Here is a 25,668-nt window from a genome sequence, read left to right as displayed (position 1 = left end):
TACGAAAAAGCCCTGATCCTCGGCCGAGGATCAGGGCCTATTCTCTGCGGGCCGGCGCGGCCTAGTGATACCGGCGGATCAGGCCCACCAGCTTGCCCTGCACCTCGACCTGGTCGGGACCGAAGATGCGGGTCTCGTATTTCGGGTTGGCCGCTTCCAGGGCGATCGAGCCGCCCTTCTTGCGCAGGCGCTTGAGGGTGGCTTCCTCGCCGACCAGGGCGACGACGATCTCGCCCGAGGTGGCGGTGTCGCCCTTCTTGATGATCACGTAGTCGCCGTCGAGGATGCCGGCCTCGATCATCGAGTCCCCCTGCACCTCGAGAACATAGTGCTCGCCGTTGCCCAGCATGGATTCGGGCACGGGCAGGCGCTCGCGTTCGTGCTGGATGGCGTCGATCGGCGTGCCGGCGGCGATCTTGCCCAGGATCGGCAGTTCGCGGCTGTCATTGGCCGGCGCGGCGGACGCGGTCGTCGATGGCGGCGCGCCGCCGCCTTCGAACACCTGGGGCCGGAAGGCGCCACGCCCCTTGGGCGGAGCCGCCGTCGTGGCCTGCTGCGGCAGTTTCACCACCTCGAGCGCCCGAGCGCGGTGCGCGAGGCGGCGGATGAAGCCGCGCTCCTCCAGGGCCGTGATCAGCCGGTGGATACCCGACTTCGACGCCAGGTCCAGAGCCTCCTTCATCTCGTCGAAGGAGGGGGAGACGCCGGTCTCCTTGATCCGCTCGTGGATGAACATCAGCAGTTCGTGCTGCTTGCGGGTGAGCATGTCGACCTCGGCTGGAGCGCGGAACAAACCGCAAACCTTGCCAATGTTCTCTAGGCGTTCTTCCTTAATGTCAAGTTGACGATGAGATACGGGCGTGATGTGAGCCTTGGCCGACAAACACGGTCGTGCGGGTCTGCTAAGGTGATCGCGCGGACGGGCGCGAACGCGGCGCATCGGTTCGAGGTCCAATTGGAATGTCGCGATAACGGGTTGATCTTATGACGATAACGCCTTCGATCCGTTTCGACGACCAGGTCGGCATCACCGACGTCGAACGCGCCAACCTGACCCAGGCCATCACCTTGGGACTGTCCAGGTGGAGCGATGTTCTGGCCGGATCGGCGACGGCGAACATCATTGTCGAGATCATGACTTCGACCGCTTCAGGCCGCGCTCAGGGCGGGCCGGCGCAGGTCACGACCGCCGCGCGATTCGCCGGCGGCATGATTCTGGGCGAGGGGACGCTGAGCGCCGAGTTGCGCTCGGGCGGCAATCCGAACACCGTTGGCGATGATCTGAGGCTGCAGTTCTCCATCGACTATCTTCGCAACGAGCTCTGGTTCGACCCGACGCCCGAGACCGCCGACGACATTCCGAACAATCGCACCGACGCCCTGAGCGTGATCGTTCATGAACTGGGGCATGGCCTGGTCTTCAGCGGCTATGGCGAGGCGCTCGATGGTCTCTTCCGTTCTCCGTACGACCTGCGCGTGATCAAGGAGGGCGCCGCGCCGTACTTTTCCGGCCCGAACGTCCTCGCCCTCGTCGGCCACGAAATTCCCCTGACGCCCGGCAACTACACGCACTACGGCACGGTCGCGGCTCCGCCCAGCGGCGGCGATCCGCTGGCGGGGCTGATGAACGGCGTCGCCTATTATCGCGGCGCGCGGTACACGATCGGCGACCTAGACCTGGCGATCGTGGCCGACGCCGGGCTGGGGACGATCCGCGACGACATCTTCGACCAGACCTGGCTGGCCGACATCGATGGCGGCGCCGGCGTCGACGTCTTCCGGGCCGACTATAGCGCTCGGACCGAGAGCCTGCGGGTCGTGCGCGACCTGAATGGCGACATCTTCGTCCCCAGCAGCCTGACCAACCTCGCGGCGGTCCACCTGCGCCATGTCGAGCGGCTGGACGTCAAGCTGGGCGGCGGCGCCGACGCGGTGACCGGCGGCGTCGGCGACGACCGGATCGACGGCGGCGGCGGCGCGGACGTGATGACCTATGCCGCCGCCTCGACGAATTTCGCCTGGGTCCGCAACGCCGACGGTTCCTGGACCGTCCGCGACCTGCGCCCCAGCGGCGGCGAGGGCGTCGACACCCTGATCAATATCGAGAGCGTGAAATTCTCCGACAAGACGGTGTCGCTCACCGTCACGACCGCCCAGATCGCCGTGAGCGCTATCCTCCGCGACGGCGGTGGCGCGACGGCGGCGGATCTCGACGCCAAGATCGCGGCGGGAACCCTGACGCCGGCGGGGGCGATCGCCGAAGTGGTCAAGGCCGCCGACGCCACGACCTCGGTCGCGTCGATGAGCTATCAGTTCTTCACCGGCAAGGTGCCGAGCGAGGTCGGCGTCGACTTCCTGATCTCGCCGACGGGGCCGAACGCCACGAACCTCAACAGCGCCTACTACGCCACGTTCGATGTCGTGAACCGCTACATCAACTTCGCGGTCAATCTGGGCAAGAACGGCGAGGCCAAGGACAGTTTCGCAGCCAGCTATGGATCGCTGAGCCTCTTTGACGCGACCAAGAAGGCCTATGGCGCCATCTTCGGCGGGACGCCGACCGACGCCAAGGTCCATGCGCTGATCGACACCCGGGTGGACTACCTGGCCTACTACGGCGGCGACGGCCCGACCGGTATCGGCACGAAGGCGGCCATGGTCGGATTCCTGCTTGCGGCCGCGGCCACCGAGGATGTTGGCGTGCTGGCCAGGTCCAACGACGCCTGGCTGACGGACCTCTCGGACGGCGCGGCGCCGTTCGCGGTCAACATCCTCGATCCGTCGAACGGCTATTGGAAAACCGACTTCGTCTTCGGCGGCTAAAAGCGTGAGAGCTCGGCGCGCTTGCGGGCGATGATGATGTCCTGGTCCTGCATCGGCTGGCGGCGCCAGACGCCTAGGGCCTGGTTCAGAACATCGAGTCCGAGTGTCTCGTACTGCGCCAGGATCGGCTCCAGGTCATAGCCGATCACCGCCTCCGGCAGGTCCGGCGTCGCGGTCCAGCAGCCCTCCAGGGCGTGGACGAAATCGAAGGCGATCTCGCCGCCGCCCGTGTTGGCGCGCGCCTCCTCGTCGATCAGATACCAGGAGACGATGCTGGTCCCGCCGGGTTTGAGCACCCGGGCGATCTCGCGCGCGAACTGGGCCTGGTCGGCGGCCAGCAGGTGGGTGAACACCGAACCCAGCCAGACATAGTCGAAGCTGGCGTCAGGATAGGGGAAGACGAAGGCGCTGGCCGGTTGCGAGCCGCCCGGATTGTACCGGTCGCTATGCATATCGGCGTGGGTGAATTCGAAGCGCGGGTCGCCAACGGCGATGTTGGCTTTGCACCAGTCGATGGCCTCGGCCATCACGTCGAAGCCGGCGTAGCGGCCCGACGCATCCAGATAGTCGACCAGCGGCGCGGCGGCGCGGCCGATGCCGCAGCCGACATCGAGGAAGGCGTGGTGCGGTTGCAGGCCGGCGGCGACGAACAGCTCCTTGAACTGCTGGCCTACGCGAATGAAGTCGGCGTCGGCGGCGCCGACCAGGTGCCACAGCTCTTGCGGGGCGGCCACGGCGTCGGCGACCGGCGCCTGGGGCGCGGGCGAGAAGGCGCGCCGCAGCTTGGAGAGAAGGGCCCGCATCCGATTCCTTTCAGCGAAAGAGCGGCGCGGACCCTAGCGAGCGACCAAGCTTCAGCCAACCCGGCCGTTGATCCACCCTAGGGGACGGTCTTCAGTTCCGGGCGCCTGGGCGTGACGGGCGCATAGAACGCCGCCAGCGTCGCCAGGTCCTTTTCGTAGTCGCCGCTGGGGATCATCGCCGGACCCAGGCCCACCACCTTGCGCTTGTAGTCCATGAAGCCGGGCACCATCGGCACGCCAGCCTTCAGGGCGATGTTGTAGAAGCCTGTTTTCCAGCCGCCCGCCTTGCCGCGTGTGCCCTCGGGCGCGATCGTCAGCATGAATTCGTCGCGGCGGGCGAACTCGTCGACCATGGCCTGGACCGTATCGCGTGACTGGGAGCGGTCGATCGGCACGCCGCCAAGGTCCTTCATCAGCGTCTCGAAAGGCCAGCGGAACAGCGAGGCCTTGCCCATGAAGCTCAACTTCAAGTTCAGGGCGTCAGCCGCGCCCAGGAAATAGACGAAGTCCCAGTTGCTGGTGTGCGGGGCGGCGATGATGACGAACTTGCGGGTCGTCGTCGGCGCAGAGCCTTCGATCGTCCAGCCCTCGCGCTTGAAAAAGGCGACGAGGGACCAATTCACCACGCGGGCGACCCAATGCATTCGCGCTTCCTCGCGTGGCGTCGCCGGCGTCGCGGCGCGGCGGCTTTCTTGTTGAGGCGACTGTGAGCGGACGAGGCCGAAAACGCCAGATGGCGCGTACCCGATCCTTTAGCCGAGCAGAGCGCGCGTGGCGGCTGTGACGTCGGCCTGACGCATCAGGCTTTCGCCGACCAGCATGGCCTTGGCGCCGGTGGCCTCCATCCGCACCACGTCATCAGGGGTGAAGATGCCGCTCTCGGTGACCAGCAGGGCGTCCTTGGGCGCTTGGGCCGACAGCCGCTCGGTGACGGCCAGGTCGACGACGAAACTCTTCAGGTCGCGGTTGTTGATCCCCACGAGGTCCGAGCCCAGGGCGCCGGCGCGAGCCATCTCGGCCTCGTCGTGGACTTCAACGAGGGCGTCCATGCCCAGCCGCCTGGCCTCGGCCATCAGCTCGGCGGCCAGGACGTCGTCGATCATCGCCAGGATCACCAGGATGGCGTCGGCGCCGAGGGCGCGGCTCTCGGCCACCTGCCAGGGGTCCACCAGGAAGTCCTTGCGGATGCAGGGCAGGGCGGTCGCCGCCCGGGCGTCGATCAGATAGGCGTCGGCGCCCTGGAAGCTGGGTCCGTCGGTCAGCACCGACAGACAGGCCGCGCCGCCAGCCTCATAGTTGCGGGCCAGGGCCGGCGGATCGAAGTCGGCCCGGATCAGGCCCTTGGAGGGCGAGGCCTTCTTGATCTCGGCGATCAGCGACAGCTTGCCGGGCGCGTGGCCCTGAGCGAGCGCCCGCTTGAAGCCGCGCGGCGACGAGGCGTTGCGGGCCGCGGAGTCCAGGGCGGCCTGGGTGCGACGGCGCTTGCGGTCGGTGACCTCGTCGCGCTTGTAGGCGGCGATCTTGGCGAGGATGTCGGTCATGCGGCGGCTTCCGTATTCGTTGCGGCCACCAGGCCGGCGAGGGCGGCCTTGGCGCGGCCGTCGTCGATGACGTCAGCGGCCAGTGCGATGCCCTCGACCAGGGTCTCGACCTTGTCGGCGACCAGGAAGGCGGCGGCGGCGTTCAGCAGCACGATGTCGCGATACGGGCCCTGCTCGCCGTCAAGCAGTCGGGTGAGGGCGGCGGCGTTGAAGTCTGGATCGCCGCCGGTGAGGTCCGACAGCGAGGCGCGGGGCAAGCCGACGGCCTCGGGCGTGATCGTGAAGAGATGCATGCGGCCGTCGCGCCATTCGGCGACCTCGGTCTCGCCCGTGGTGGTCAGTTCGTCCATGCCCGCGCCGTGCACCGACCAGGCCCGTTCGGCGCCCAGGGCGCCAAGGGCCTTGGCGATCGGCTCGACGAAGCGCGGCGCCGAGACGCCCACCACCTGCCGTTTGGCGCCGGCCGGATTGGTCAGCGGGCCCAGCAGGTTGAAGATGGTTCGGAAACCCAGCTGCTGGCGGATCGGCGAGACATGCTTCATCGCCCCGTGGTGGGCCTGGGCGAACAGGAAGCAGATGCCGGCCTCGTCCAGGGCCCGCCGCTGCTGCTCGCGCGTGGCGTCGATATTGACGCCCAGAGCGGTCAGCACGTCGGCCGTGCCGGACTTCGACGTGATGGCGCGGTTGCCGTGCTTGGCGACCTTGAGGCCTCCGCCGGCGGCCACGAAGCCGACGGCGGTGGAGATGTTCAGGGTGTGCAGGCCATCCCCGCCGGTGCCGCAGACGTCGATGACCTCGTAGGGATGCTCCAGCTGGACGGCCGCGCGGCGCATGGCGCGGGCGCAGGCGGCGATCTCGCCCACGGTCTCGCCCCGCAGGCGCATGGCGGTGACGGCGGCGGCGACCTGGGCCGGCGTCGGTTCGCCGCGCAGGCAGGCGGTGAAGAACACCTCGGCGTCCTCTTCGCCCAGGGTCTGGCCGTCGGCCAGCTTAGCCAACAGCGGCTTGAATGCATCGGACATGTTGACCGTCCTAGACCCAGACCGCCGCGTCGCGCTTGACGCCCGCCAGGTCCATGAAATTGGCCAGCATCTGATGGCCGCCCTCGGTGGCGATCGATTCCGGATGGAACTGGACGCCGAACACGGGCCGGGTCTTGTGCTGGACGCCCATGATCTCGCCGTCGTCGGTCCAGGCGGTGACCTCCAACTCGGGCGGCAGGTCCTCCTTGCGGACGGCCAGGCTGTGATACCGGGTGGCGGTGAAGGGGTTGGGCAGTCCCTTGAAGATGCCCTTGTCGTTGTGGCGCACCTTGCTGACCTTGCCGTGCATGACCTGCTTGGCGCGGATCACCTCGCCGCCATAGGCCTGACCTATGGCCTGGTGGCCGAGGCAAACGCCCAGGATCGGCAGGTCTGCCGGCGCGGCGCGCAGCAGCGGCAGGCAGATGCCGGCCTGGTCCGGAGCCTTTGGTCCAGGCGACAGCAACACGGCGGCCGGATGCAGGCCCAGGGCCTCCTGCACCGTTAGGGCGTCGTTACGGTAGACGACCGTCTCGGCGCCCAACTCGTTCAGATAGTGAACGAGGTTGTAGGTGAAGCTGTCGTAGTTATCGATGACGAGGATCATGACGCCGCCTTTCGAAGTGCGGTTCTAGCGCGGGCGAAGCCTTTGTGTAGCGGCATTTTCGCCCGCGGCTTTCAGTTACGGTTACAGCGGAAGCGGTCTGGAGCATCATATGGGAATGGACCCGCGTGATTCCGCCCTGGACCCTGTCGCCGTCGCCTATGTCCGCGCGCTGCTGCGGCCCAAGACGCGCCCCCAGAAGATGGCGCCGGTGCTGGCCGCCGCGGCCTTCGCCGCGCTTTGCGCGCTGGCCTTCGCCACGGTGATGGTGCTGGCGCCGCCGGCGGTCACCCAACACCTGCCGGAGGACCGGCTAGGCGGTCCGTAGGCGCGGAAGAAACAGCCCTAAGGCTCAGCTGAATCGCCAGGCTTCCTCTGCCGCGCGCTTGAGAGCGCGGGACTTGTGCAGGGTCTCGTCATACTCGGCGTCGGGATCGCTGTCGGCCACGATGCCGCCGCCGGCCTGAACGTACATCATGCCGTCCTTGACCAGCGCCGTGCGCAGCACGATGCAGGTGTCGACCGAGCCATCGGCGCCGAAATAGCCCACGGCGCCGGCATAGCCGATGCCGCGCTTTTCGACTTCCAGCTCGTCGATGATCTCCATGGCCCGCACCTTGGGCGCGCCCGAGAGGGTGCCGGCGGGCAGGGCGGCCATCAGCACGTCGACCGGATCCACGCCTTCCGGCGCCGTGCCCTCGACGTTCGAGACGATATGCATCACGTGGCTGTAGCGCTCGATCTTGAAGCTCTCGGTCACCCGGACGTTCGGACCTTTGGGACGCTCGGCCGGGGTGTTTCGACCCTGGTGATTGAGCATGGCCACGCGGCCGACGTCGTTGCGGCCGAGATCCAGCAGCATCAGGTGCTCGGCGCGTTCCTTGGGATCGGCCAGCAGCTCGGCCTCCAGCGCCGCGTCCTGCTCGGGCGTGGCGCCGCGCGGACGGGTGCCGGCGATCGGCCGGATGGTGATCTTGTTGTCGCGCAGGCGGACCAGGATCTCGGGGCTGGAACCCACAAGATTGAAGCCGTCGAGGTTCAGGAAGAACAGGAACGGCGATGGATTGGTCCGGCGCAGCGAGCGGTAGAGGGCGAACGGCGGCAGGTCGAAAGGCGCGCGGAAGCGGTGGCTGGCCACGACCTGGAAGATGTCGCCGGCGGCGATGTAGTCCTTGGCCTTGGCGACGACGTCGGCGTAGTCAGCGCGGCTGACCGGTGTGGTGAACTCCATAGGTTCCCGCGGCGCGCGCGGCGCGTCGTGGGCCAGCGGACGATGCAGGTCGGCCATCACGGTCTCGATCCGCGACCGCGCGGCGGCATAGGCGTCCTGGGCGGAGACGCCGGCCTTCGGGCGCACGGCCGTGGTCAGGATGATCTCCTGGGCGATGGCGTCGAAAACGGCGACGATCGACGGCCGGGTCATGATCCCGTCCGGCAGGCCCAGCGTATCCTCGTTGATATCGGGCAGACGCTCGACCAGGCGCACCAGATCATAGCCCAGAGCCCCGAACACGCCGGCGGCCATGGGCGGCAGACCCTTGGGCAGCTCCATGCGCGAGCGGGCGACCAGATCGCGCAGGCTGTCCAGCGCGCCGCCGGGCTGGGGCGTGTACCGGCCGGCGGCGATGTCGTCGCCCTCGGCGATCTCGGCCTGATCGCCGCGGCAGCGCCACACCAGATCCGGGTTCATGGTCACGATCGAGTAGCGACCGCGCCAGGCCCCGCCTTCGACGCTCTCGAACAGGAAGCTGTAGGGACGCGCCTGGGCGATCTTCAGATAGGCCGAGACCGGAGTCTCGAGGTCGTCGATCAGGCGGGTCCAGACGACCTGCTGCCGTCCGGAATCGTAGATTTCCGAAAAGGCGTCGAACGCGGGCTCCAGACTCATTACTCGGCTTTCTTTCCGGCCTTCGTGGCCTCGGCCTTGGCCAGGGCCTCGGTGTCGACGCCGATGGCCTGACGGGCCAGGGTCAGGTTGCTCTTGGTCTTCAGCAGAACCTTGGCGGCGTTGCGCGAGGCTTCGCCGAGGTCGCGCATCAGGCCTTCGCCGGCCTGGGCGCCCGCCATGGCGGTGATCTGGGCGATGGCGGCGGTCGGAGCCGAACGGATGGCTTCCAGCTTGGCGACGACATAGGCCTCGCCCTGGGGGCCGGCGCGGGTGGCGAAGGCCTCGTTGTTCTTGGCCTGGAAGGCGGCGCTCAGGAACTCGCGGCCCAGGCCCATGTGCGCTTGAGCGTTCTGGCGCGACAGACCCGGGACCTTCTGGACCTTGGACTGCACCGAGGCGGCGACGGCCTCGATCGGCTCACCCTTCTTGACGCGGGCGACCAGTTCGTCGGCCTTGGCCTTCAGGCGCTTGCTCATTTCCTGACCCATCCACACGGCGGTCAGCTGCGGCTTGATCTCGGCCAGCGGCGGCATGGCGGCCGGGATCACCTTCTCGACCTTGACGGCGTAGTATTCGCCCTTGCCAGCCTCGATCAGATCGCTTTCGCCGCCTTGCGACAGGCCAAAGGCGGTCTTGACGATGTCCGGCGTCAGGCCGGCGACGGGCTGCCCCGTCTCGTCCGCGCCTTGGGCGGTGACCGGGGCGGTCGTCAGCACCAGGGCGCCGGCCTTGCTGGCCGCGGCGACCAGATCGGCGCCGCCGTCATGGGCGTCCTGATAGGTCTGGGTCTGGTCATAGGCCTTGGTCTGGGCCGCCTGGGCGCGGACCTCGGCCTCGATCTGCGGACGCACGCTCTCCAGCGAGGCGGTCGAGCCCGGCGTGACCTTGACGATCTTGATGACCGAAACGCCCAGTTCGCCCGTAATCGGGCCGCTGACCTGGCCGGCGGCCAGGCTGAAGGCGGCGTCGGCGACCTTGCGATCCGGAACAGCGGTCTTGGGCTTGTCGGTCAGGACGAGTGGAGTCTTGCCGAACGCCTTGGCGACGGCGGCGGGATCCTCGCCCTTGGCCAGGCGCTGCGAAATCGTGGCGGCCGCCTTGGCGTCCGGAGCGACGATCTGGACGATCGTGCGAGTCTCGGGCTTGGCCAGGCTGTCCTTGCGGAAGTCGTAGGCCTTCTGCACGGCGGCCGGGTCGATGGCGACGGTCGGCTCCAGGGCCTTGGCGCTGACACGCATGATCGACAGCACCCGGGTTTCCGGACGCGTCAGGCGCTCGGCGTTTTCCTTCATGAAGGCGGTCAGCTGCGCGTCGGTCGGCGGAGCCGGACGGGTGACCGAGGCCGGGTTCACGGCGAAGGCGGCGACGTCGCGCTCTTCCAGGACGTAGGCGCCTTGCAGGGCGGCGTAGATGCGCGGGGCCTTCAGGCCGCCGGCGACCGCCGAAAAGAAGTGGGCGTTGGCGATCTCGTCGCGCAGCGAAGCCTCGTAGTTCGCCGGCGTCAGGTTGTTCTGAGCCAGGAGGGCGGCGTACATCTGCGGGTCGAACTTGCCGGTGATCGGGTTGAACGGCCGCTGGGTGGGCGGCAACTGGCTCATCTGCTGGTGCACAACCTCGCCGACCAGCTTGTCGGACGGCTTGACGCCCATGCGCTGGATGGCGGCCGCGATCGATTCCTGCAGGGCCAGCTCCTGGACGATCTGACGGTCGACGCCTTGCTCGACGGCCTGGTCGGGCGTCAAGGTCTGGCCGCTGCGCTCCTCCATGCCCTTGCGGTAGTTGTCGAAGCGCAGCTTGAAGTCCTGGGCGGACAAGGTGCGCGAGCCCGCGGTGATCACGCCCGAGCCCTTGGGGCCCTTGAAGACGTCGCTGATGCCGAAGATGGCGAAGCTGACGATCAGCAAGCCAAACAGCAGCACCGCGAAGGGCGATTTGGCGAAGGAGCGGAAACCGGCGAGCATGCGTTCGAAAACCTTCCAGGCGGATCGCCGCGCGAATGAGCACAGCGGTCGAGAGCAGCGGGTATAGTAGAGCCGCGTGCGCGTGGGCAAGCGGCGTGGGCTTGACTTCCCAAGGGAGCGTGACCCCAAGAAGGCCTTTATGACCCTATCGAACACGACTCCCCGGCCGCTGATCGCCGGAAACTGGAAGATGAACGGTCTTTCGGCCGCTCTGGACGAGGCGCGCGCCGTCGCCGCGGAACTGGATCGCCAGCCCGCCGGCGCCCGCGTGGCCATCTTTCCGCCCGCCACCCTGCTGCACCGCCTCGCCGAGGCCGTCGAGGGGTCGTTCGTCCTGACTGGCGGACAGGATTGCCACGATAAACGCTCCGGGGCGCATACCGGCGATATTTCGGCGGAGATGATCGCCGACGCCGGCGGAACCCTGGTGATCGTCGGCCACTCCGAGCGGCGCACCGACCACGGCGAGACCTGCCAGCACGTCGCGGCCAAGGCCGAAGCGGCCATCGCGGCGGGACTGGAACCCATCGTCTGCGTCGGCGAGAGCCTGGCGCAACGGGAGGCTGGAGAGGCGGTGGCCTTCGTCGTCGGCCAGTTGCGCAATTCCCTGCCGGTCAGCCTGTCCGGCAAGGCCTTCAACGTCGCCTACGAGCCGCTGTGGGCCATCGGCACGGGCCACGTGGCCTCGGTCGACAACATCGTCGAGATGCACGCGGCGATCCGGGCCGAGCTGATCGCGCTGTTCGGCGAGGACGGCCGCGCCGTCCAGATCCTCTACGGCGGCTCGGTGAAGCCCGAGAACGCTCGCGAGATCCTGGCCGCGCCGGAGGTTGGCGGAGCTCTGGTCGGCGGCGCCTCGCTGAAGGCCAAGGACTTCCTGGCCATCATCGAGGCCGCCTAACGCTGAAAAGCTTCCGCGGATGTGTCGCGCGAGCGCGCGATCCATCCCATTGGCCATCCCAGAATCCTTGACATCCCGGCGCCCACGTGCGCCTTACCGCGCCTTGCAAATCACCGCGTATTCAAGACTTTCATGACCTCCATGCACGCCTATCGCACCCACAACTGCGGCGCTCTGCGCGCCTCCGACACCGGTTCCTCGGTGCGCCTGTCGGGCTGGATCCACCGCAAGCGCGACCATGGCGGCCTGGTCTTCATCGACCTGCGCGACCACCACGGGCTGACCCAGCTGGTCCTGCACCCGGAGACCCCGGGCTTCGCGATCGTCGAGCGCCTGCGCGCCGAGAGCGTGATCCGCGTCGACGGCGAGGTGGTCGCCCGCGACGCCAGCGTGGTGAACCCCAACCTGCCGACCGGCGAGATCGAGATCCGCGTCTCGGCCGTCGAGGTGCTGAGCGAAGCCGCCGAACTGCCGCTGCCGGTCTTCGGCGAGCCGGACTACCCGGAAGAGATCCGCCTCAAGCACCGCTATCTCGACCTGCGTCGCGAGACGCTGCACAAGAACATCGTCCTGCGTTCGCGCGTGATCCAGTCGATCCGCAACCGGATGTTCGCGCAAGGCTTCAACGAGTTCCAGACGCCGATCCTGACGGCCAGCTCGCCGGAAGGCGCGCGCGACTTCCTGGTGCCCTCGCGCCTGCACCCCGAGAAGTTCTACGCCCTGCCGCAGGCGCCCCAGCAGTTCAAGCAGCTGCTGATGGTCTCGGGCTTCGACCGCTACTTCCAGATCGCCCCGTGCTTCCGCGACGAGGACCTGCGCGCCGACCGCTCGCTGGAATTCTACCAGCTCGACGTCGAGATGAGCTTCGTCACCCAGGAAGACGTTTTCGCGGCCATCGAGCCGGTGATGCACGGCGTGTTCGAGGAGTTCTCGAACGGCAAGCCGGTCTCGCCGATCGACGGAACCCATACCTTCACCAACGACTTCGGCCAATCGTTCGAGCACAAGGGTTTCGAGCGCCTGACCTACGCCCAGTCGATGGCCTGGTACGGCAGCGACAAGCCGGACCTGCGCAACCCGATCAAGATGGCCGACGTCTCGGAGCACTTCCGCGATGGCGGCTTTGGTCTGTTCGCCAAGATCCTGGGCGCGGACGCCAAGAACCAGGTGTGGGCCATCCCCGCGCCGACCGGCGGCAGCCGCGCCTTCTGCGACCGCATGAACAGCTGGGCGCAGGGCGAAGGCCAGCCTGGCCTGGGCTATGTCTTCTGGTCGGAAGACCAGGGCGGCTGGGGCGGCCCGATCGCCAAGAACCTTGGCGAACCGACGCAAGCCCTGATGGAATCGCTGGGCCTTGGCGCCGGCGACGCCGCGTTCTTCGTGGCCGGCGATCCGGCCGTGTTCGCCAAGTTCGCGGGCCTGGCGCGCACTCGCGTCGGCACGGAGCTGAAGCTGGTCGACGAGAACCAGTTCAAGTTCTGCTGGATCGTCGACTTCCCGATGTTCGAGTGGAACGAGGACGAGAAGAAGGTCGACTTCTCGCACAACCCGTTCTCGATGCCGCAAGGCGGTCTGGAGGCCCTGGAGACCCAGGATCCGCTGACCATCCGCGCCTACCAGTACGACATCGTCTGCAACGGCTACGAACTGTGCTCGGGCGCGATCCGGAACCACAAGCCCGAGATCATGCTCAAGGCCTTCGCCACCGCCGGCTACGGTCCGGAAGTGGTCGAGGAGCAGTTCGGCGGCATGCTGAACGCCTTCCGCTACGGCGCGCCGCCGCACGGCGGCCTGGCGCCGGGCATCGATCGCATCGTCATGCTGCTGGCCGACCAGGTGGCCATCCGCGAGGTCATCGCCTTCCCGCTGAACCAGCAGGGCCAGGACCTGCTGATGAACGCTCCGGCCAACGTGCTCGACAAGCAGCTCAAGGAGCTGCACATCCGCACCGCGCCGCCCATCAAGGTCTAGGCGATCTAGGTCCAGGCGACAGATACAAGAAAGCCCTCCGGTCTCGCGATCGGAGGGCTTTTTCTTGATTGGTGGCTTAAGCGCCGGTCACCACTTCTTGGGCGAAGGCGGGGCAGGGGGCGCGGGCGGGGCCGGCGGGGCCTTGGGGATCTCGCGCAGGAGCAGGAAGCGCCCGCCCTTGATCCCGGAGCAAGACCGAACGCTCAGGCCCGACGGCAGGCGAGTGGAGCCGTCGCCGCAGGCCTCGTCCAGTTGGTCCTGTTCCAGGCCCCGGGCGTTCGACAGATCGGCGGCGCTGAGATTGACCATCGTCAGATCGGCGTTGCGGAAGTCCGCGCCGTTGAAGATGGCGCCGCGCAGGTTCGAGCCCGTCATGTCCGCGTTGCGGAAGCGGGCGCCGTCGAACCGGCCGCCCTGGAAGTTGGCGTGGTTGATGTCGGCGTTCGAAAAATCGGCGTCGCGGGCGTTGGCGCCCGACAGGTTGGCGGCGATCAGCTCGGCGTTGGAAAAACGCGCTTTCTGCAGATTGGCGCCCGTCATCTGGGCGGCGTGCAACTCGGCCGAAGACAGGTCGACACGGGTCAGGGTGGCTTGGTTGAAGTTGGCGCCGCTGCTCTCGATGCCGGACATGCGGGCGTCGGTGAAGTTGGCGCCGGTGAAGTTGGCGCCGCGCATCTCGGCGCCGCGCAGGTCGGCGCGGCTCAGATCGGCCCAGCCGAAGTTCGAGCCGTAGAACATCGCGCCGCGCAGGTCGGAGCCGATCAAGATGGCCTTGACGAACGTGGCGCCGGCGAACTTGGCGTTCATCAGCTTGCGGCCGGCGAGATCACAGTTGGCGCACATCCCGCCGAAGGAGGTCAGCTTGGCGACGTCCTTGTCTTCGATAGAGGCCTGAGCCTGGCCGGTCATGGCCAGGAAGCTCAGGGTCAAGGCGGCGATGGAAGCGCCCAGGCGGGACATCAAGTTCTCCGTTCAGTCCATACGCGACTGTGTGAGTTACGGTTTGAACCGGCGGGCGCCTAGAAGCCACTTAAATTGCGGTAATGACGGGGATTTAACGGCAGAGCGGGATACGCAGATTGCCGGGCAGGTAGGTGGATCCATCGCCGCAGGCCTGGTCCAGCTGGGCCTGGGTGAGACCGACGGCGCGGTCCATTTCGGCGCCCGAGAAGTTGGCGCCAGATAGTCTTGCCCCGGAGAAATTCGCGCCCTGCAGATAGGCGCCGACGAAGCTGGCGTTGGTCAGGTCCGCGCGAGCAAAGCTGGCGCCGGTCAGGACCGCGCCATAGGCGTTGACATCGCGCAGGTCGCCGCCCGTGAAGCGCGTGCGGTTCATGATCGCCGTCGAAAAGTCAGCCTGACGCAGCCGCGCGCCCGCCAGGTTCTTGTTCTTCAACGTCAGGTTCGACAGGTCTGCCTGGAACAGGTTGCAGCGCGGGCAGCTCGCGCCATTGCGGACGGCCGAGATCTGGCTGGCGTTCTGCGCTCCAGCCGAGCTGGCGAAGACCAGCACGGCGAGGGCCGAGAGAAGAGCGATCGGTTTCATTCTGGCGCAGGTCCTACGCGAAAAGGGCGTTCTCACCCTGCCGTAGCAAGCTTAACGCCAACCAAACACGCTCAGGACGAGGCCATCGGTCCCGGGCGGTCCGACTGCGCCCCGCAGGTGTCGCAGACCGTCATGCCGCCGCGCCTGGTCAGCGAGAGGTCTCCGCAGGCCGGGCACATTTCGCCCTCGGCGCCCGGACGGTCCTGGCCTTCCACGCGGCGGCGGCCGAACGAGGCGAAGACCAGGTTGTCGTGCGCGGCGCCGCGCGAAAAGCCCTTGGAAATGAACAGGCTGGCCGGGACAGGTTCGGGCTCGCCATCCTCGATCTCGAGGGTCTTGCCCGCGCCCAGGCCATCGGCGTTGAACTCGCCCGGGTCGCCATTGGCCAGGTCGTCTCGCCCCAGGTACGAAACGCCCAGCTCGCGGAAGACATAGTCCAGGATCGAGGTCGCCGACTTGATCGAGTCGTTGCCGGTCACCGGACCCGCCGGCTCGAACTTGGTGTAGACGAAGGCGTCGACGAATTCGTGCAGCGGCACGCCGTGCTGCAAGCCCAGCGACACGGCGATGGCGAAGTTGTTCATCAGGCTGCGGAAGGCCGCGCCTTCCTTGTGCATGTCGATGAACAGCTCGCCCAGCTCGCCGTCCTCGTATTCGCCAGTGTGCAGATAGACCTTGTGGCCGCCGACGGCCGCCTTCTGGATATAGCCCTTGCGGCGATCGGGCAGGCGGCGGCGCGAGCGGTCGCGCTCGACGATCTTCTCGACCACGCGCTCGGTGACGAGCGGTTCGCGGACCGGCGCGGTCGCGCGCGGGGCCTCGGCGGCGGGCTCTTCGGGCAGGTCCAGCTTGAAGTCGACCGGCGCGCTGGCGCGTTGCAGGCGCAGCGCCCGGATCCCCGAGCGGGCCGCGGCGGCCTGGGCGCGGACGGCGTCGGCGGGACGGCTGTCGAAGGCCACCGGGATGGCCACCGGCGTCGGCAGGCAGGCGAAGGCCTCGACGGCGGCCAGCATGGCGAGGCGATCGGCGAAGGTCGGGGCCTCGACCGATTTGAAAGCCTCGCGCAGCTCCGGGTTCAGCGCCTCGCAGTCACCCAGGGTTCCCGCCCCCAGGGCATGGCGCTGGGCGGCGGCGATCTCGGAGATCGAAAAGTCGGCGAAGGCCAGGGTGTCGAAGTCGCGACGGGCCACGTCCTCGGCCGAAGCCCCCAGCACGTCGCGCAGGAAGCCCGCGCCGACCACGGCCGGGGCGAAGGCGGCGCGCAGGCCGTGGTTCTCGCGCAGGGCGTGCTCGGCCTTCTCGATCTCGTGGGCGGTGAAGCCCCGCGCCTGCAGCATGGCGTGGTCGATCGCCGGGCTCTCGGCCAGCGAGCCGTGGCCCAGGGCGTGACGGCGGGCGGCGTCCAGGTCGACGCCCTCGCTCGAAAGGGCCTCGAAGGCGGCGGCGCTGAAGGTCGGCAGCAGGAAACCGTCGGCGGTCTGGGCCGCCGACACCGGCGACATGGCGCCGGCCGGGCCCACCGGCGCGCCGCCGAGTCGCAAGGTCGCTTCCGGATCCTCGAAAGGCCCCACCAGGGCGGCCGAACGCAGACCGTGCTTGCGCGCCAGGGCATGGGCGGTCGCCAGGGCGGCGGCGGCCTCGGTGGCCAGGGCCGAGCGCAGGGCGGCGGCGCGGACCCGACGCTCGGCCAGGGTCTTGAGCACGCTCTGCTTGTCCTGGGCGAAGGCGGAATCCGGACCCATCACCGCGGCGGCCTCTGCGCTGGCCGACAGCGCCGCGCCGACGGCCAGCGCCCAGAGGGCGGCCGCGCCGTCGCGGCCCTCGACGCCGGTCTGGGCCCAGCCCTGGCTGAGCAGGCAGTCGCCGACGCCGGCTAGACTCAGACGGGCGGGGCGCTCGCCGCGCTCCAGTTCCAGGGCCGTGCCCCACAGGTGGCAGACATAGGTGAACCGCTCGACGTCGAAGCCGTCGGCGTCGAGAAAGGCGCTGGCGTCGATGGCCGCGCCGACCCCCACGCCGCGCGCCAGGATCTCGGCGTCCGTCGGCGACAGGGCCAGGGTGAGGGCGCTCGTTTCCCAGCCGACCTGGGCGGCGAAGGCGGCGGCCTCATCGCCGGCCGCCACGGCCTGGCGCGAGGCCGAGGAAACCATGGCCGATTCCCGCTCGGCCGATACGTCGGCCAGCGCCATGCGCGGCGCATCGGCCGTGGCGATGGCGTCGAGAAGGGTGCGGTCGTCGGCGCCCAGCTCGCGGGCCTTGCGGGCGGCGCGGGCCAGGGCCGGGTTCTTGCGGACGTCAGCGCAGGCGCGCGGGTCGCCCGAGCAGCGGCGGACGGCGTCGGCCACCTGGGCCAGAGCGGCGTCCAGCCGCGCGGCGGCCTGGGCGGCGAGCGCGCGGCCGCGGCGGCGGCCGAGGCTGTCCTTGACGATGGTCTGGAACTCGAACTCGGCGATGTCGGGCAGCAGGCTCAGGCCGGCTTGGCCGCCAGCCGGGGTGGCGATCCCCGACAGCATGGTGGCCAGCAGGGCGTCGCGGAAGGCGCTGGCGTCGGCCTTGTCGCCGAAGAGGCCCCGGGCCAAGCCCGCCTCGGCCACACGCTCGGCGTAGCGCGCGGGACCGCCGCCCAGCGCGGCCTTGGGCTCGATCTCGCCGGCCCAGTCCAGCCAGGCCTCGACGCGAGCGTCGCTCCAGGCGGCCGGGGCCGAGACCACCACGATACTGTCGCTGCGTTCGAGGTCGCGCCATTCCATGGCGGGAACAACTCCGGCGGCTTTGGCGGGCGTGCGCATGGGCGAGTTCCGGGTTCGTCTGGCGATCGCGATATCTTATCAAATTCCTAACGCGTGATTCCGCGCCGGCGGGACGCGCGTAAGGTCGCACCCCAAGCTAGAACCTCGATCGCTGAGCCTCAATAGATGTTGCGGGTGTGGTGGGTCTAATCCACAAGATGTTGAAGTCTTCTCTCGCGGAGCGGCGCTGGACGCTGAGGGCGTGAAACCCTATAGTCCGGCCGCTTCGCCGTGCGTGTCGCGGCCTGCAAAGCCTTATAAATTCAGGTGCGAACGTAGTGCTGAAAGCGATCTTCACGTGGTGGAACGGCGCGACCCTGGGTCAGCGCTTCCATATCGGCCGCCGCGGCGTGTTTGTGGGCAAGGACGACTACGGCAACCGCTACTTCGAGGCCCGCGACAACAGCGACAGCTATGACGCCCGCAAACGCCGTTGGGTGATCTACAGCGGCTACGCCGAAGCCTCCAAGGTCCCGCCGGACTGGAGCGGTTGGCTGCACTACACGTTCGACGAGGTCCCCACCCAGACGCCGCTGAACCGTCGCGACTGGGAGAAGGATCACATCCCGAACCTGACCGGCACGGTGCACGCCTGGCGCCCGAAGGGCTCGCTGGCCCGTGGCGGCGAGCGCGCGGCGGCCACCAGCGACTACGAAGCCTGGAAGCCGGAATAGTCTCGATGGTCCGCCGGGCGTCCCTGGTCGCCAAGGTCATGGTCCTCGGCGCGATCCTGTCCGGTGTGACCGTGACGGGCGCCGCCCTGGCGCGGCAGAACAGCGCCCCGCAGGCGGTGACTCCGCCGGCGGCGACCCAGGCCCCCGCGCCGCCGACGCCGCGCCCCGTGACCCCGGCGCCGACGCCGGGCGAGCCGCGGTCGGCCCAGCCAACCACGGTCACGCCCGCGATCGCCAATCCCAATCCGCCGGCCTCGCCGCCGCGCGCCGTCATCGCCGCGCCTAAGACGGCCGCCACGACCCCGGCCAAGCCGCCCGAGCCCGCCAAGCGCCAGCGCTACACGATCGCCATCCTTCAGGCCCTGGACAAGGTCACGACCGAGACCATGCGGTTCGAGGTCCCGGTCGGCCAGCCGATCCGCTACAAGACCCTCGTCTTCACCGTCCGCGCCTGCGAGACCGCCGCCGCAGACGAGGTGGCGCCGGAGACGGCCGCCTATGTCGTGGTCGACACCCAGCCCAAGGCCCAGGCCGGTCGTCCCGCCCCGCCCGGACGCCAGGTCTACAAGGGGTGGATGTACGCCAGCTCGCCGGGCCTGAACCCGCTGCAGCACCCGGTCTATGACGCCTGGCTGATCGCCTGCAAGCAGGCCGCCCCGGTCGCGCCGCCCGCCAAGCCGTAGAAGTCGCCCTGGACCTTCAGGGCCTTGGCCAGTCGCCGGCGATAGTCCGCGCGGCTGATCTCGATCGTCCCGAACTGCGTCAGGTGCTCGGTCAGGAACTGGGTGTCCAGGAGCTGGTAGCCGCCGGTCAGCAACCGCGCCACCAGGTGGACCAGAGCCACCTTGCTGGCGTCCCGCGCCGTCGAGAACATGCTCTCGCCGAAGAACGCCCCGCCCAGTGACACGCCATAGAGGCCGCCGACCAACTGGTCGCCCAGCCAGGTCTCGACGCTATGGGCCATGCCGCGCGCGTGGAGCTGGCCGTAGAGACGTTGGATGGGGTGGTTGATCCAGGTCTCGACCCGGCCGGGCCGGGACGCCGCGCAATTCTCGACGACCATGTTGAAGGCGGTGTCGACCCGGATCTCGTAGGGCCCGTTGCGGACGGTGCGCGCCAAGCGCTTGGGGATGTGAAAGTCCCCGAGCGGCAGGACGCCCCGCCGCTCGGGATCGATCAGGAAGAGGCTTTCGTCCTCGCGGGCGTCCGCCATGGGGAAGACGCCGCGCGCGTAGCAGGCGATCAGATCGTCGACCGTGAAGGCGTCGTCCATCGCCGGCTCCAGATCAGCTCTCTTGAGCTTTTATCCAGCGTTCCAGCCAGTGGATGTCGTAGTCGCCGGCCAGGATGTCGGGCTGCACCAGGAGATCCTGGAACAGCGGGATCGTGGTTTCGATGCCGCCGACGACCATCTCGCCCAGGCAGCGCTTCAGACGGGCGATGCACTCGGCGCGGTCGCGGCCGTGCACGATCAGCTTGCCGATCAGGCTGTCGTAGTAGGGCGGGATCGCGTAGCCGGTATAGATCGCCGAATCCAGGCGAACGCCCAGACCGCCGGGGGCGTGGAAGTCGGTGATCGTGCCGGGCGAGGGCGTGAAGGTCCGCGCGTTCTCGGCGTTGATCCGGCACTCGATGGCGTGGCCCTCGAAGACGACGTCTTCCTGGGTGAACGACAGCGGCAGGCCGGCGGCGATACGGATCTGTTCCCGCACCAGGTCGATGCCGGTGATGGCTTCGGTGACCGGATGCTCGACCTGCAGGCGGGTGTTCATCTCGATGAAGAAGAACTCGTCGTTCTCCCACAGGAACTCGATGGTTCCGACGCCGAGGTAGCCGATGGCCTTGACGGCGTCGACGACGACCTTGCCGATCTTGGCGCGGCCTTCGGCCGACAGGGCCGGCGAGGGGGCTTCCTCCAGCACCTTCTGGTGGCGGCGCTGCAGCGAGCAGTCGCGTTCGCCCAGGTGCACCACGTTGCCGTGGCTGTCGGCGATGACCTGCAGCTCGATGTGGCGCGGTTTCTGGAGATAGCGCTCCATATAGACCGTATCGTCGCCGAACGCGGCGCGGGCCTCGGCGCGCGCCGTCGAGACGGCCTCGGCCAGGTCTTCACGCGTCTGGGCGACCTTCATGCCGCGCCCGCCGCCGCCGGCGGCGGCCTTGATCAGCACGGGGAAGCCGATCTTCTCGGCGGCCTCGAAGGCCTCTTCCTCGGTCGAGACGCCGCCGTCAGAGCCGGGAACGACCGGGATGCCGGCGTCCTTCACGGCCTGCTTGGCGGTGATCTTGTCGCCCATCATCCGGATGTGCTCGGGCTTGGGACCGATGAAGGTGAAGCCGTGCGCGTTGACGATCTCGGCGAAGCGGGCGTTTTCCGACAAGAAGCCGTAGCCCGGGTGGATGCCCTGAGCGCCGGTGATCTCGGCCGCCGCGATGATCGACGGGATGTTCAGGTAGCTCTTGGCGGCCGGAGCGGGGCCGATGCAGACGCTCTCGTCCGCCAGGCGCACCCACATGGAATTGCGATCCGCTTCGGAGTGAACCGCCACGGTGGCGATGCCCATTTCCTTGCAGGCGCGGTGAACCCGGAGCGCGATCTCGCCCCGGTTCGCGATGAGAATCTTGTCGAACATGAGCGTTACTCGATGACGACGAGCGGCTCGCCGAACTCGACGGGCTGGGCGTCGGCGACCAGAATCTCGACGACCTTGCCGGCCTTCGGGGCCGCGATCGGGTTCATGGTCTTCATGGCTTCGACGATCAGCAGGGTCTGACCGGCCGAGACGGTGTCGCCCACCTTGATGAAGGCGTCGGCGCCGGGTTGCGGCGAGAGATAGGCGGTGCCGACCATCGGCGACTTCACGGCGTCGCCGCGGGCGGCGGCCGGAGCGGCTTCAACGGCGGGCGCGGGCGCGGCGGCGGCCGGGGCGGCGACCGGAGCCGGGGCGTAGGCCGGCGCGGCGGCCTGCACGTAGTTGACCGGCGCGGCGGTCAGTTCGCGCGCCACGCGGATCTTCAGGCCGGCGTGCTCGACTTCGATCTCGGACAGGCCCGTGTCCTTCAGAATGTCCGCCAGCTTGCGGACCAGACGGGCGTCGATGGCCGGAGCTTCGACCGGATCGGCGGGGGCCTTGGGGTTCGACATGGAAGCTTACCTTGTTCTCTTGAGCGCCTCGGCGGCGGAAAACGCCGGGCGTTATCGTTGTTAAACGCGGATCAGGCCGAAAGCGGCCTCGATCGCCAGTTCATAACTCGCCGCGCCGAAGCCCGAGACGATCCCGGTGGCGGCCAGCGAAACGAAGGTGTGGCGGCGGAATTCCTCCCTCGCCGCCGGGTTGGACAGGTGGCACTCGATCACCGGAATGCTCAAGGCCTTGAGCGCATCGAGCAGCGCGATCGAGGTGTGGCCATAGCCGGCCGGATTGATGATCAGCGCCGAGGCCGACTCACGCGCCTCGTGCACCCAATCGATCAGCACCCCCTCATGGTTGGACTGGCGGAAAACCACCGAAACGCCGCGTGAAGCCGCCCGCGCCTCACAGCGCGTCCGGACATCCTCGAGCGTGTCCCTGCCGTAAATCTCGGGCTCGCGGGTCCCCAACAGGTTGAGGTTGGGCCCGCTCAGCACGTGGATCGGTTTTACCATGCGGCTCCGCCGTCGATTCCGAGGGTCTTGTATAGCCGGTTCCGCCGGGTCACAAGCACGGCTCGCTTAGGAGGTGAGATGAGGCTTTTGCTGAACGGGGAAGAGCGGGATGTGGCCGACGTCGTCACGATCGCCGATCTGGTGGGCGCCCTGGGTCTGGACGCCCGCAAGGTGGCGGTCGAGCGCAACCTCGAGATCGCCCCACGCTCGACCTATGCCGACACCCGATTGGCCGACGGCGACCGCATCGAGATCGTGACGTTTATCGGCGGCGGTTGATCCTCCGCATTTGAAACGCCGGCTGACGGGGCGTAAACCGACCCCATGAACGCGCACGTTTCCCCCGACTCCGTCTCGGCTGACACCGAGGAAACCTGGACCGTCGCCGGTCGCACCTTCCGCTCGCGGCTGATCGTCGGCACGGGCAAGTACAAGGACTATGCGACCAACGCCGCAGCCGCGCGCGCGGCTGGGGCCGAGATCGTCACCGTGGCCGTGCGCCGGGTGAACCTGACCGACCCGACCCAGCCGCTGCTGGTCGACTACGTCAAGCCCAGCGAATTCACCTATCTGCCCAACACCGCGGGCTGCTTCACCGGCGAGGACGCCGTGCGCACCCTGCGTCTCGCCCGCGAGGCTGGCGGCTGGGACCTGGTCAAGCTGGAGGTTCTCAGCGATCCCAAGACCCTGTTCCCGGACATGGAAGAGACCCTGCGCTCGCTGAAGCTGCTGGTCGCCGACGGCTTCCAGGTCATGGTCTACTGCTCGGACGACCCGGTCTATGCCCGCAAGCTGGAAGAAGCGGGCGCGGTGGCGATCATGCCGCTGGGCGCGCCGATCGGCTCGGGCCTGGGCATCCAGAACCGGGTGAACCTGCGGATCATCGTCGAGAACGCCAAGGTGCCGGTTCTGGTCGACGCCGGCGTCGGCACGGCCTCGGACGCCGCCATCGGCATGGAGCTGGGCTGCGACGCCATCCTGATGAACACCGCCATCGCCGAGGCCAAGGACCCCATCCGCATGGCCAAGGCCATGAAGCACGCAGTCATCGCCGGGCGTGAGGCCTATCTGGCCGGGCGGATGCAGAAGCGGCTGTACGCGGATCCGAGCTCGCCGTTGGCGGGGCTGATCTGAAGCGCCGTTTTTGCGCTCTAGCCCTTGTCATCCCGGCCGCAGCGAAGCGGACAGCCGGGGTGACAAGGAATTTCAGCTTCCTCAGCCCTTCGCCTTGGCCGCCCGGGTCTGGTCGATGGCCAGCTTCAGGGCGTTGATGTCCGCGCCGGGCACCAGGGTGTCGCCGACGATGAAGGCCGGGGTGCCCGACAGTTGCAGGGTCTTGGCCAGGGTGTCGGTGTCGGCCAGGTGCTGGGTGACCGTTTCGCTCTCGCCGGCGGCCTTGGCCCTGGTCATGTCGATGCCCAGGCCGGCCGCGATCCGCAGGGCGGCGGCGGCGTCGAGCGCGTTCTCGGCCATCAGCGCCTTGTAGAGCTCCAGGCTCTTGCCCTGGTCCTTGGCGCCCAGCGCCAGGCGGGCGGCGGCCTCGCTGTCGTGGCCGAAGATCACGAAATCCTTCAGCACCAGGCGGATATCCGGGTTCTTCTGGACCAGATCGACGATCTCCGGCGCGGCGTGGCGGCAATAGCCGCAGCGATAGTCGAAGAACTCGGTGACGGTGACCGAGCCGTTCGGGTTGATGACGATGTCGCGGGGGTCGCGCTCGATGGCCTGACGGTACTGGCCGATGGCCTTCTGGGCCGAGGCGGCCTGTTGCGAGGCCTGCTTTTCCTGCAGCTTCTGGCTGGCCTCCATCAGCACTTCGGGGTGCTCCAGCAGATAGGCGCGGACCTTTTCGCCGAACCGGTCGCTGGGCTTGGGCGCGGGGCGTTCGCAGCCGGCGAGGGCCAAGCCGGCGACGGCCAGCGGAACAGCGAGAGTCGCGGCGCGACGAAGCAGGGTCATGAAGATCTCGAAATGTGGAAGAAAAAGGATCTGACGGCCGAGGTTGGCCTAGGGGCTGGGGTTGGATGGCCCCACGCTGTCCTTGGCCAGGTCCTTCAGGTCCTGGTTGGACGGGCGCGAGGCCAGGACGATGTCGGTGGCGCGGCGCCAGTCGGGGGTGTTCTTGGTCAACAGCTCGCGGGCCCGCATGGCGAAGACCCGGGCCTCGCGCACCGCGCCGAGCGAGTAGTACTGTTCGGCGGTGGCCAGACGCGCCTCGCCGTCCTTCTTCTGGGTGTCGTAGGCCTGGGCCAGCAGGCGCCAGGTCACCGAATTGTCCGGGTCGTTCAGCAGGCTGCGCTTCAGCTCCTGGACGCCTTCCTCGACTTTCTTGGGGTCGTTCAGGTTGATCAGAGTCTGGCCGAGATTGACCCGCAGCAGGGCAGCGTCGGGCTTCAGCTGCACCGACTTGCGCTGAGGTTCCTCGGCCTGGGCCACGCGGTTGAACTCGAACAGGATCTGCCCCTTCAGCTCCCAGAGGTAGGGATTGTCGGGGTGGTCGGCGATCAGCGGGTCGAGCAGTTGAAGCGCCCGGTCGGGCTCCTTCATCTGATAATAGGCGATGGCGCGGGCGTAGCGGGCGGGAAAGCCGGTGTCGGTCTCCTTGTACTTCATCAAGGCGACCTGAGGGTTCAGGAATCCTTCCAGCTTGGCTTTCATGATCTCGTGCTGGGCAAGGTCTTCGGGCGTGTCGACGGCGCTGTAGTGCGGCTGGCGTTCGACACGGCTGCGCAGCACCTCGATCCGTTCGGACGACAGCGGGTGGCTGCGGAAATATTCGTAGCGTCGGGCCTGATCGAAGACTTCCTGGTAGCGGAAGTTGTCGAAGAACTCGACGAGACCGCGTCCCGACTGGCCCGTGGCCTCCAGGAAACCGGCGCCGGCCTGGTCGGCGCGCGATTCCTGCTCACGGCTGTAGCCCAGCGCGCCTAGCGCCCCGGCGTATTGGGCGTTGCCTAGCAGCACGGCGGCGCCGTCCGCGGACCCGGCCAGAGCCGCCAGCACGCCCAGTCCCATGGTCAGGATCATCGGCTTGAGGCCCGCGCGGGTCATCTCGCCCGACCGGATCGGGTGGCCGCCGGCCAGGTGTCCGGTTTCGTGGGCGATGACGCCGCGCAGCTGGTTGGGATTTTCGGTCTGCAGGATCAGGCCGGTATTGAGGCCCATCTGCAGGCCCTGGGTCGCGAAGGCGTTCAGCGACTTGTCGCCGACGATCAGGATGCGAACCGTCTTGGGATCCAGGCCCGCCGCCGCATAGATCGGGTCGGCGTCGTGATGGAGGATTTCCTCGATCTCGGTGTCCCGGATCAGGGAGGGACCGTCGTCCTGGGCCAGGGCGACCTGGGGGACGCTGGACGCGAGCACGGCCAGCGCGGACAAAGCCACGCCAAGGCGCCTCCCAGCTTGCCCGCTACGCGAGGTCATTGAGTGATCTCCAGATCGCGCCCCCGCGAACCACGACCAGTCTAACTTGGAAGCTGGAGGCGAGGGAACAAGGGTC

At 68.2% G+C, this 25,668-nt stretch carries 25 protein-coding genes; 8 read left to right on the top strand and 17 right to left on the bottom strand.

Annotation, left to right across the window (positions count from 1 at the left end; translation table 11 throughout):
• Positions 1-61 precede the first annotated feature (61 nt).
• Entirely contained in the window at positions 62-766 is a 705-nt protein-coding gene (lexA, locus tag EIK80_RS18675) for a transcriptional repressor LexA (RefSeq protein ID WP_125158519.1), read from the bottom strand.
• Positions 767-984: 218 nt separating this feature from the next.
• On the opposite strand from lexA, the gene EIK80_RS26455 reads away from it, so the two are divergent.
• The gene (locus EIK80_RS26455) at positions 985-2,823 is read left to right on the top strand and encodes a hypothetical protein (RefSeq protein WP_199743539.1); all 1,839 of its coding nucleotides are present in this window, start codon (positions 985-987) and stop codon (positions 2,821-2,823) included.
• On the opposite strand, the gene EIK80_RS18665 is transcribed toward EIK80_RS26455, so the two are convergent.
• From EIK80_RS18665 to EIK80_RS18645, 5 genes are all read right to left on the bottom strand, one after another.
• A complete protein-coding gene (locus EIK80_RS18665) occupies positions 2,820-3,626 on the bottom strand; it encodes a class I SAM-dependent methyltransferase (protein ID WP_125158518.1) in 807 nt (268 codons plus the stop codon). The genes EIK80_RS26455 and EIK80_RS18665 overlap by 4 nt on opposite strands.
• Before the next feature lie 77 nt (positions 3,627-3,703).
• Positions 3,704-4,270, bottom strand: a complete 567-nt coding sequence (locus tag EIK80_RS18660; protein WP_125158517.1) for a lysophospholipid acyltransferase family protein — start codon at positions 4,268-4,270, stop codon at positions 3,704-3,706.
• 108 nt (positions 4,271-4,378) lie between these two features.
• Positions 4,379-5,167, bottom strand: coding sequence for an indole-3-glycerol phosphate synthase TrpC (gene trpC, locus EIK80_RS18655; protein WP_125158516.1), 789 nt, complete (start codon positions 5,165-5,167; stop codon positions 4,379-4,381).
• Positions 5,164-6,189: an anthranilate phosphoribosyltransferase gene (trpD, locus tag EIK80_RS18650; RefSeq protein WP_125158515.1), complete on the bottom strand. Its 1,026-nt coding sequence runs from the start codon at positions 6,187-6,189 to the stop codon at positions 5,164-5,166. Before trpD ends, trpC begins: the two co-directional genes overlap by 4 nt.
• 10 nt (positions 6,190-6,199) lie before the next feature.
• Positions 6,200-6,796: an aminodeoxychorismate/anthranilate synthase component II gene (locus EIK80_RS18645; protein WP_125158514.1), complete on the bottom strand. Its 597-nt coding sequence runs from the start codon at positions 6,794-6,796 to the stop codon at positions 6,200-6,202.
• Positions 6,797-6,911: 115 nt separating this feature from the next.
• On the opposite strand from EIK80_RS18645, the gene EIK80_RS18640 reads away from it, so the two are divergent.
• Positions 6,912-7,121, top strand: coding sequence for a hypothetical protein (locus EIK80_RS18640; protein WP_125158513.1), 210 nt, complete (start codon positions 6,912-6,914; stop codon positions 7,119-7,121).
• Between the two features lie 24 nt (positions 7,122-7,145).
• Here the strand turns inward: EIK80_RS18640 and trpE are convergent, their stop codons facing one another.
• Both trpE and EIK80_RS18630 read right to left on the bottom strand, forming a co-directional pair.
• Complete coding sequence (gene trpE, locus EIK80_RS18635) at positions 7,146-8,681, bottom strand: anthranilate synthase component I (protein WP_125158512.1); 1,536 nt, start codon at positions 8,679-8,681, stop codon at positions 7,146-7,148.
• Entirely contained in the window at positions 8,681-10,642 is a 1,962-nt protein-coding gene (locus EIK80_RS18630) for a peptidylprolyl isomerase (protein ID WP_125158511.1), read from the bottom strand. The genes trpE and EIK80_RS18630 overlap by 1 nt, the downstream gene beginning before the upstream one ends.
• A 139-nt stretch (positions 10,643-10,781) precedes the next feature.
• On the opposite strand from EIK80_RS18630, the gene tpiA reads away from it, so the two are divergent.
• Together tpiA and aspS are read left to right on the top strand one after the other, a co-directional pair.
• Positions 10,782-11,543 carry a triose-phosphate isomerase gene (gene tpiA, locus EIK80_RS18625; RefSeq protein WP_125158510.1) on the top strand — a complete coding sequence of 254 codons (762 nt, stop codon included), beginning with the start codon at positions 10,782-10,784 and terminating at the stop codon, positions 11,541-11,543.
• Positions 11,544-11,675: 132 nt separating this feature from the next.
• Positions 11,676-13,514 (top strand): aspartate--tRNA ligase, encoded by a 1,839-nt coding sequence (aspS, locus tag EIK80_RS18620; protein WP_199743538.1) that lies wholly within the window; start codon positions 11,676-11,678, stop codon positions 13,512-13,514.
• Between the two features lie 87 nt (positions 13,515-13,601).
• On the opposite strand, the gene EIK80_RS18615 is transcribed toward aspS, so the two are convergent.
• From EIK80_RS18615 to EIK80_RS18605, 3 genes are all read right to left on the bottom strand, one after another.
• The gene (locus EIK80_RS18615; protein ID WP_125158509.1) at positions 13,602-14,474 is read right to left on the bottom strand and encodes a pentapeptide repeat-containing protein; all 873 of its coding nucleotides are present in this window, start codon (positions 14,472-14,474) and stop codon (positions 13,602-13,604) included.
• Between the two features lie 94 nt (positions 14,475-14,568).
• A complete protein-coding gene (locus EIK80_RS18610; protein WP_125158508.1) occupies positions 14,569-15,060 on the bottom strand; it encodes a pentapeptide repeat-containing protein in 492 nt (163 codons plus the stop codon).
• Positions 15,061-15,131: 71 nt separating this feature from the next.
• Positions 15,132-17,849, bottom strand: coding sequence for a ribonucleotide reductase (locus tag EIK80_RS18605; protein ID WP_125158507.1), 2,718 nt, complete (start codon positions 17,847-17,849; stop codon positions 15,132-15,134).
• A gap of 278 nt (positions 17,850-18,127) precedes the next feature.
• Between EIK80_RS18605 and EIK80_RS18600 the strand changes: the two genes are divergently transcribed.
• Together EIK80_RS18600 and EIK80_RS18595 are read left to right on the top strand one after the other, a co-directional pair.
• The gene (locus EIK80_RS18600) at positions 18,128-18,523 is read left to right on the top strand and encodes an NADH:ubiquinone oxidoreductase subunit NDUFA12 (protein WP_125158506.1); all 396 of its coding nucleotides are present in this window, start codon (positions 18,128-18,130) and stop codon (positions 18,521-18,523) included.
• Between the two features lie 5 nt (positions 18,524-18,528).
• Positions 18,529-19,206, top strand: a complete 678-nt coding sequence (locus EIK80_RS18595) for a DUF2155 domain-containing protein (protein WP_125158505.1) — start codon at positions 18,529-18,531, stop codon at positions 19,204-19,206.
• On the opposite strand, the gene aat is transcribed toward EIK80_RS18595, so the two are convergent.
• Genes aat through aroQ form a run of 4 tightly spaced genes read right to left on the bottom strand, consistent with a single transcriptional unit; the run spans position 19,143 to position 22,169 of the window.
• Entirely contained in the window at positions 19,143-19,796 is a 654-nt protein-coding gene (gene aat, locus EIK80_RS18590) for a leucyl/phenylalanyl-tRNA--protein transferase (protein WP_125158504.1), read from the bottom strand. The genes EIK80_RS18595 and aat overlap by 64 nt on opposite strands.
• 13 nt (positions 19,797-19,809) lie before the next feature.
• On the bottom strand, positions 19,810-21,156 hold the full coding sequence (gene accC, locus EIK80_RS18585; protein WP_125158503.1) for an acetyl-CoA carboxylase biotin carboxylase subunit: 1,347 nt from the start codon (positions 21,154-21,156) through the stop codon (positions 19,810-19,812).
• A gap of 5 nt (positions 21,157-21,161) precedes the next feature.
• On the bottom strand, positions 21,162-21,668 hold the full coding sequence (gene accB / locus EIK80_RS18580; RefSeq protein ID WP_125158502.1) for an acetyl-CoA carboxylase biotin carboxyl carrier protein: 507 nt from the start codon (positions 21,666-21,668) through the stop codon (positions 21,162-21,164).
• 60 nt (positions 21,669-21,728) lie between these two features.
• Positions 21,729-22,169 carry a type II 3-dehydroquinate dehydratase gene (aroQ, locus tag EIK80_RS18575; protein WP_125158501.1) on the bottom strand — a complete coding sequence of 147 codons (441 nt, stop codon included), beginning with the start codon at positions 22,167-22,169 and terminating at the stop codon, positions 21,729-21,731.
• 78 nt (positions 22,170-22,247) lie between these two features.
• Between aroQ and thiS the strand changes: the two genes are divergently transcribed.
• The gene (gene thiS / locus EIK80_RS26450; protein ID WP_199743537.1) at positions 22,248-22,448 is read left to right on the top strand and encodes a sulfur carrier protein ThiS; all 201 of its coding nucleotides are present in this window, start codon (positions 22,248-22,250) and stop codon (positions 22,446-22,448) included.
• 45 nt (positions 22,449-22,493) lie between these two features.
• A complete protein-coding gene (locus EIK80_RS18570) occupies positions 22,494-23,303 on the top strand; it encodes a thiazole synthase (protein WP_199743536.1) in 810 nt (269 codons plus the stop codon).
• 81 nt (positions 23,304-23,384) lie between these two features.
• Here EIK80_RS18570 and EIK80_RS18565 read toward each other — a convergent pair whose 3' ends face one another.
• Positions 23,385-24,128 carry a DsbA family protein gene (locus EIK80_RS18565; protein ID WP_125158500.1) on the bottom strand — a complete coding sequence of 248 codons (744 nt, stop codon included), beginning with the start codon at positions 24,126-24,128 and terminating at the stop codon, positions 23,385-23,387.
• 48 nt (positions 24,129-24,176) lie between these two features.
• Complete coding sequence (locus EIK80_RS18560; protein ID WP_125158499.1) at positions 24,177-25,592, bottom strand: M48 family metallopeptidase; 1,416 nt, start codon at positions 25,590-25,592, stop codon at positions 24,177-24,179.
• Positions 25,593-25,668 lie beyond the last annotated feature (76 nt).

Source organism: Caulobacter sp. 602-1 (assembly GCF_003931565.1).
Classification (GTDB): domain Bacteria; phylum Pseudomonadota; class Alphaproteobacteria; order Caulobacterales; family Caulobacteraceae; genus Caulobacter.
The sequence above is the reverse complement of the archived record's forward strand: the minus strand, read 5'-3'. Positions and strand labels throughout refer to the sequence as shown.

Bases quoted from the DNA above. Each gene is read 5' to 3' on its own strand.
- aroQ (WP_125158501.1), bottom strand. From the start codon at position 22,169: ATGGTAAAACCGATCCACGTGCTGAGCGGGCCCAACCTCAACCTGTTG.
- accC (WP_125158503.1), bottom strand. From the start codon at position 21,156: ATGTTCGACAAGATTCTCATCGCGAACCGGGGCGAGATCGCGCTCCGG.
- trpC (WP_125158516.1), bottom strand. From the start codon at position 5,167: ATGACCGACATCCTCGCCAAGATCGCCGCCTACAAGCGCGACGAGGTC.
- trpD (WP_125158515.1), bottom strand. From the start codon at position 6,189: ATGTCCGATGCATTCAAGCCGCTGTTGGCTAAGCTGGCCGACGGCCAG.
- EIK80_RS18665 (WP_125158518.1), bottom strand. From the start codon at position 3,626: ATGCGGGCCCTTCTCTCCAAGCTGCGGCGCGCCTTCTCGCCCGCGCCC.
- tpiA (WP_125158510.1), top strand. From the start codon at position 10,782: ATGACCCTATCGAACACGACTCCCCGGCCGCTGATCGCCGGAAACTGG.
- aat (WP_125158504.1), bottom strand. From the start codon at position 19,796: ATGGACGACGCCTTCACGGTCGACGATCTGATCGCCTGCTACGCGCGC.
- EIK80_RS18630 (WP_125158511.1), bottom strand. From the start codon at position 10,642: ATGCTCGCCGGTTTCCGCTCCTTCGCCAAATCGCCCTTCGCGGTGCTG.
- EIK80_RS18605 (WP_125158507.1), bottom strand. From the start codon at position 17,849: ATGCGCACGCCCGCCAAAGCCGCCGGAGTTGTTCCCGCCATGGAATGG.
- aspS (WP_199743538.1), top strand. From the start codon at position 11,676: ATGACCTCCATGCACGCCTATCGCACCCACAACTGCGGCGCTCTGCGC.
- EIK80_RS18645 (WP_125158514.1), bottom strand. From the start codon at position 6,796: ATGATCCTCGTCATCGATAACTACGACAGCTTCACCTACAACCTCGTT.
- EIK80_RS18615 (WP_125158509.1), bottom strand. From the start codon at position 14,474: ATGTCCCGCCTGGGCGCTTCCATCGCCGCCTTGACCCTGAGCTTCCTG.
- thiS (WP_199743537.1), top strand. From the start codon at position 22,248: ATGAGGCTTTTGCTGAACGGGGAAGAGCGGGATGTGGCCGACGTCGTC.
- trpE (WP_125158512.1), bottom strand. From the start codon at position 8,681: ATGAGTCTGGAGCCCGCGTTCGACGCCTTTTCGGAAATCTACGATTCC.
- EIK80_RS18595 (WP_125158505.1), top strand. From the start codon at position 18,529: ATGGTCCGCCGGGCGTCCCTGGTCGCCAAGGTCATGGTCCTCGGCGCG.
- EIK80_RS18640 (WP_125158513.1), top strand. From the start codon at position 6,912: ATGGACCCGCGTGATTCCGCCCTGGACCCTGTCGCCGTCGCCTATGTC.
- lexA (WP_125158519.1), bottom strand. From the start codon at position 766: ATGCTCACCCGCAAGCAGCACGAACTGCTGATGTTCATCCACGAGCGG.
- EIK80_RS18570 (WP_199743536.1), top strand. From the start codon at position 22,494: ATGAACGCGCACGTTTCCCCCGACTCCGTCTCGGCTGACACCGAGGAA.
- EIK80_RS18660 (WP_125158517.1), bottom strand. From the start codon at position 4,270: ATGCATTGGGTCGCCCGCGTGGTGAATTGGTCCCTCGTCGCCTTTTTC.
- EIK80_RS18610 (WP_125158508.1), bottom strand. From the start codon at position 15,060: ATGAAACCGATCGCTCTTCTCTCGGCCCTCGCCGTGCTGGTCTTCGCC.
- EIK80_RS18560 (WP_125158499.1), bottom strand. From the start codon at position 25,592: ATGACCTCGCGTAGCGGGCAAGCTGGGAGGCGCCTTGGCGTGGCTTTG.
- EIK80_RS18565 (WP_125158500.1), bottom strand. From the start codon at position 24,128: ATGACCCTGCTTCGTCGCGCCGCGACTCTCGCTGTTCCGCTGGCCGTC.
- accB (WP_125158502.1), bottom strand. From the start codon at position 21,668: ATGTCGAACCCCAAGGCCCCCGCCGATCCGGTCGAAGCTCCGGCCATC.
- EIK80_RS26455 (WP_199743539.1), top strand. From the start codon at position 985: ATGACGATAACGCCTTCGATCCGTTTCGACGACCAGGTCGGCATCACC.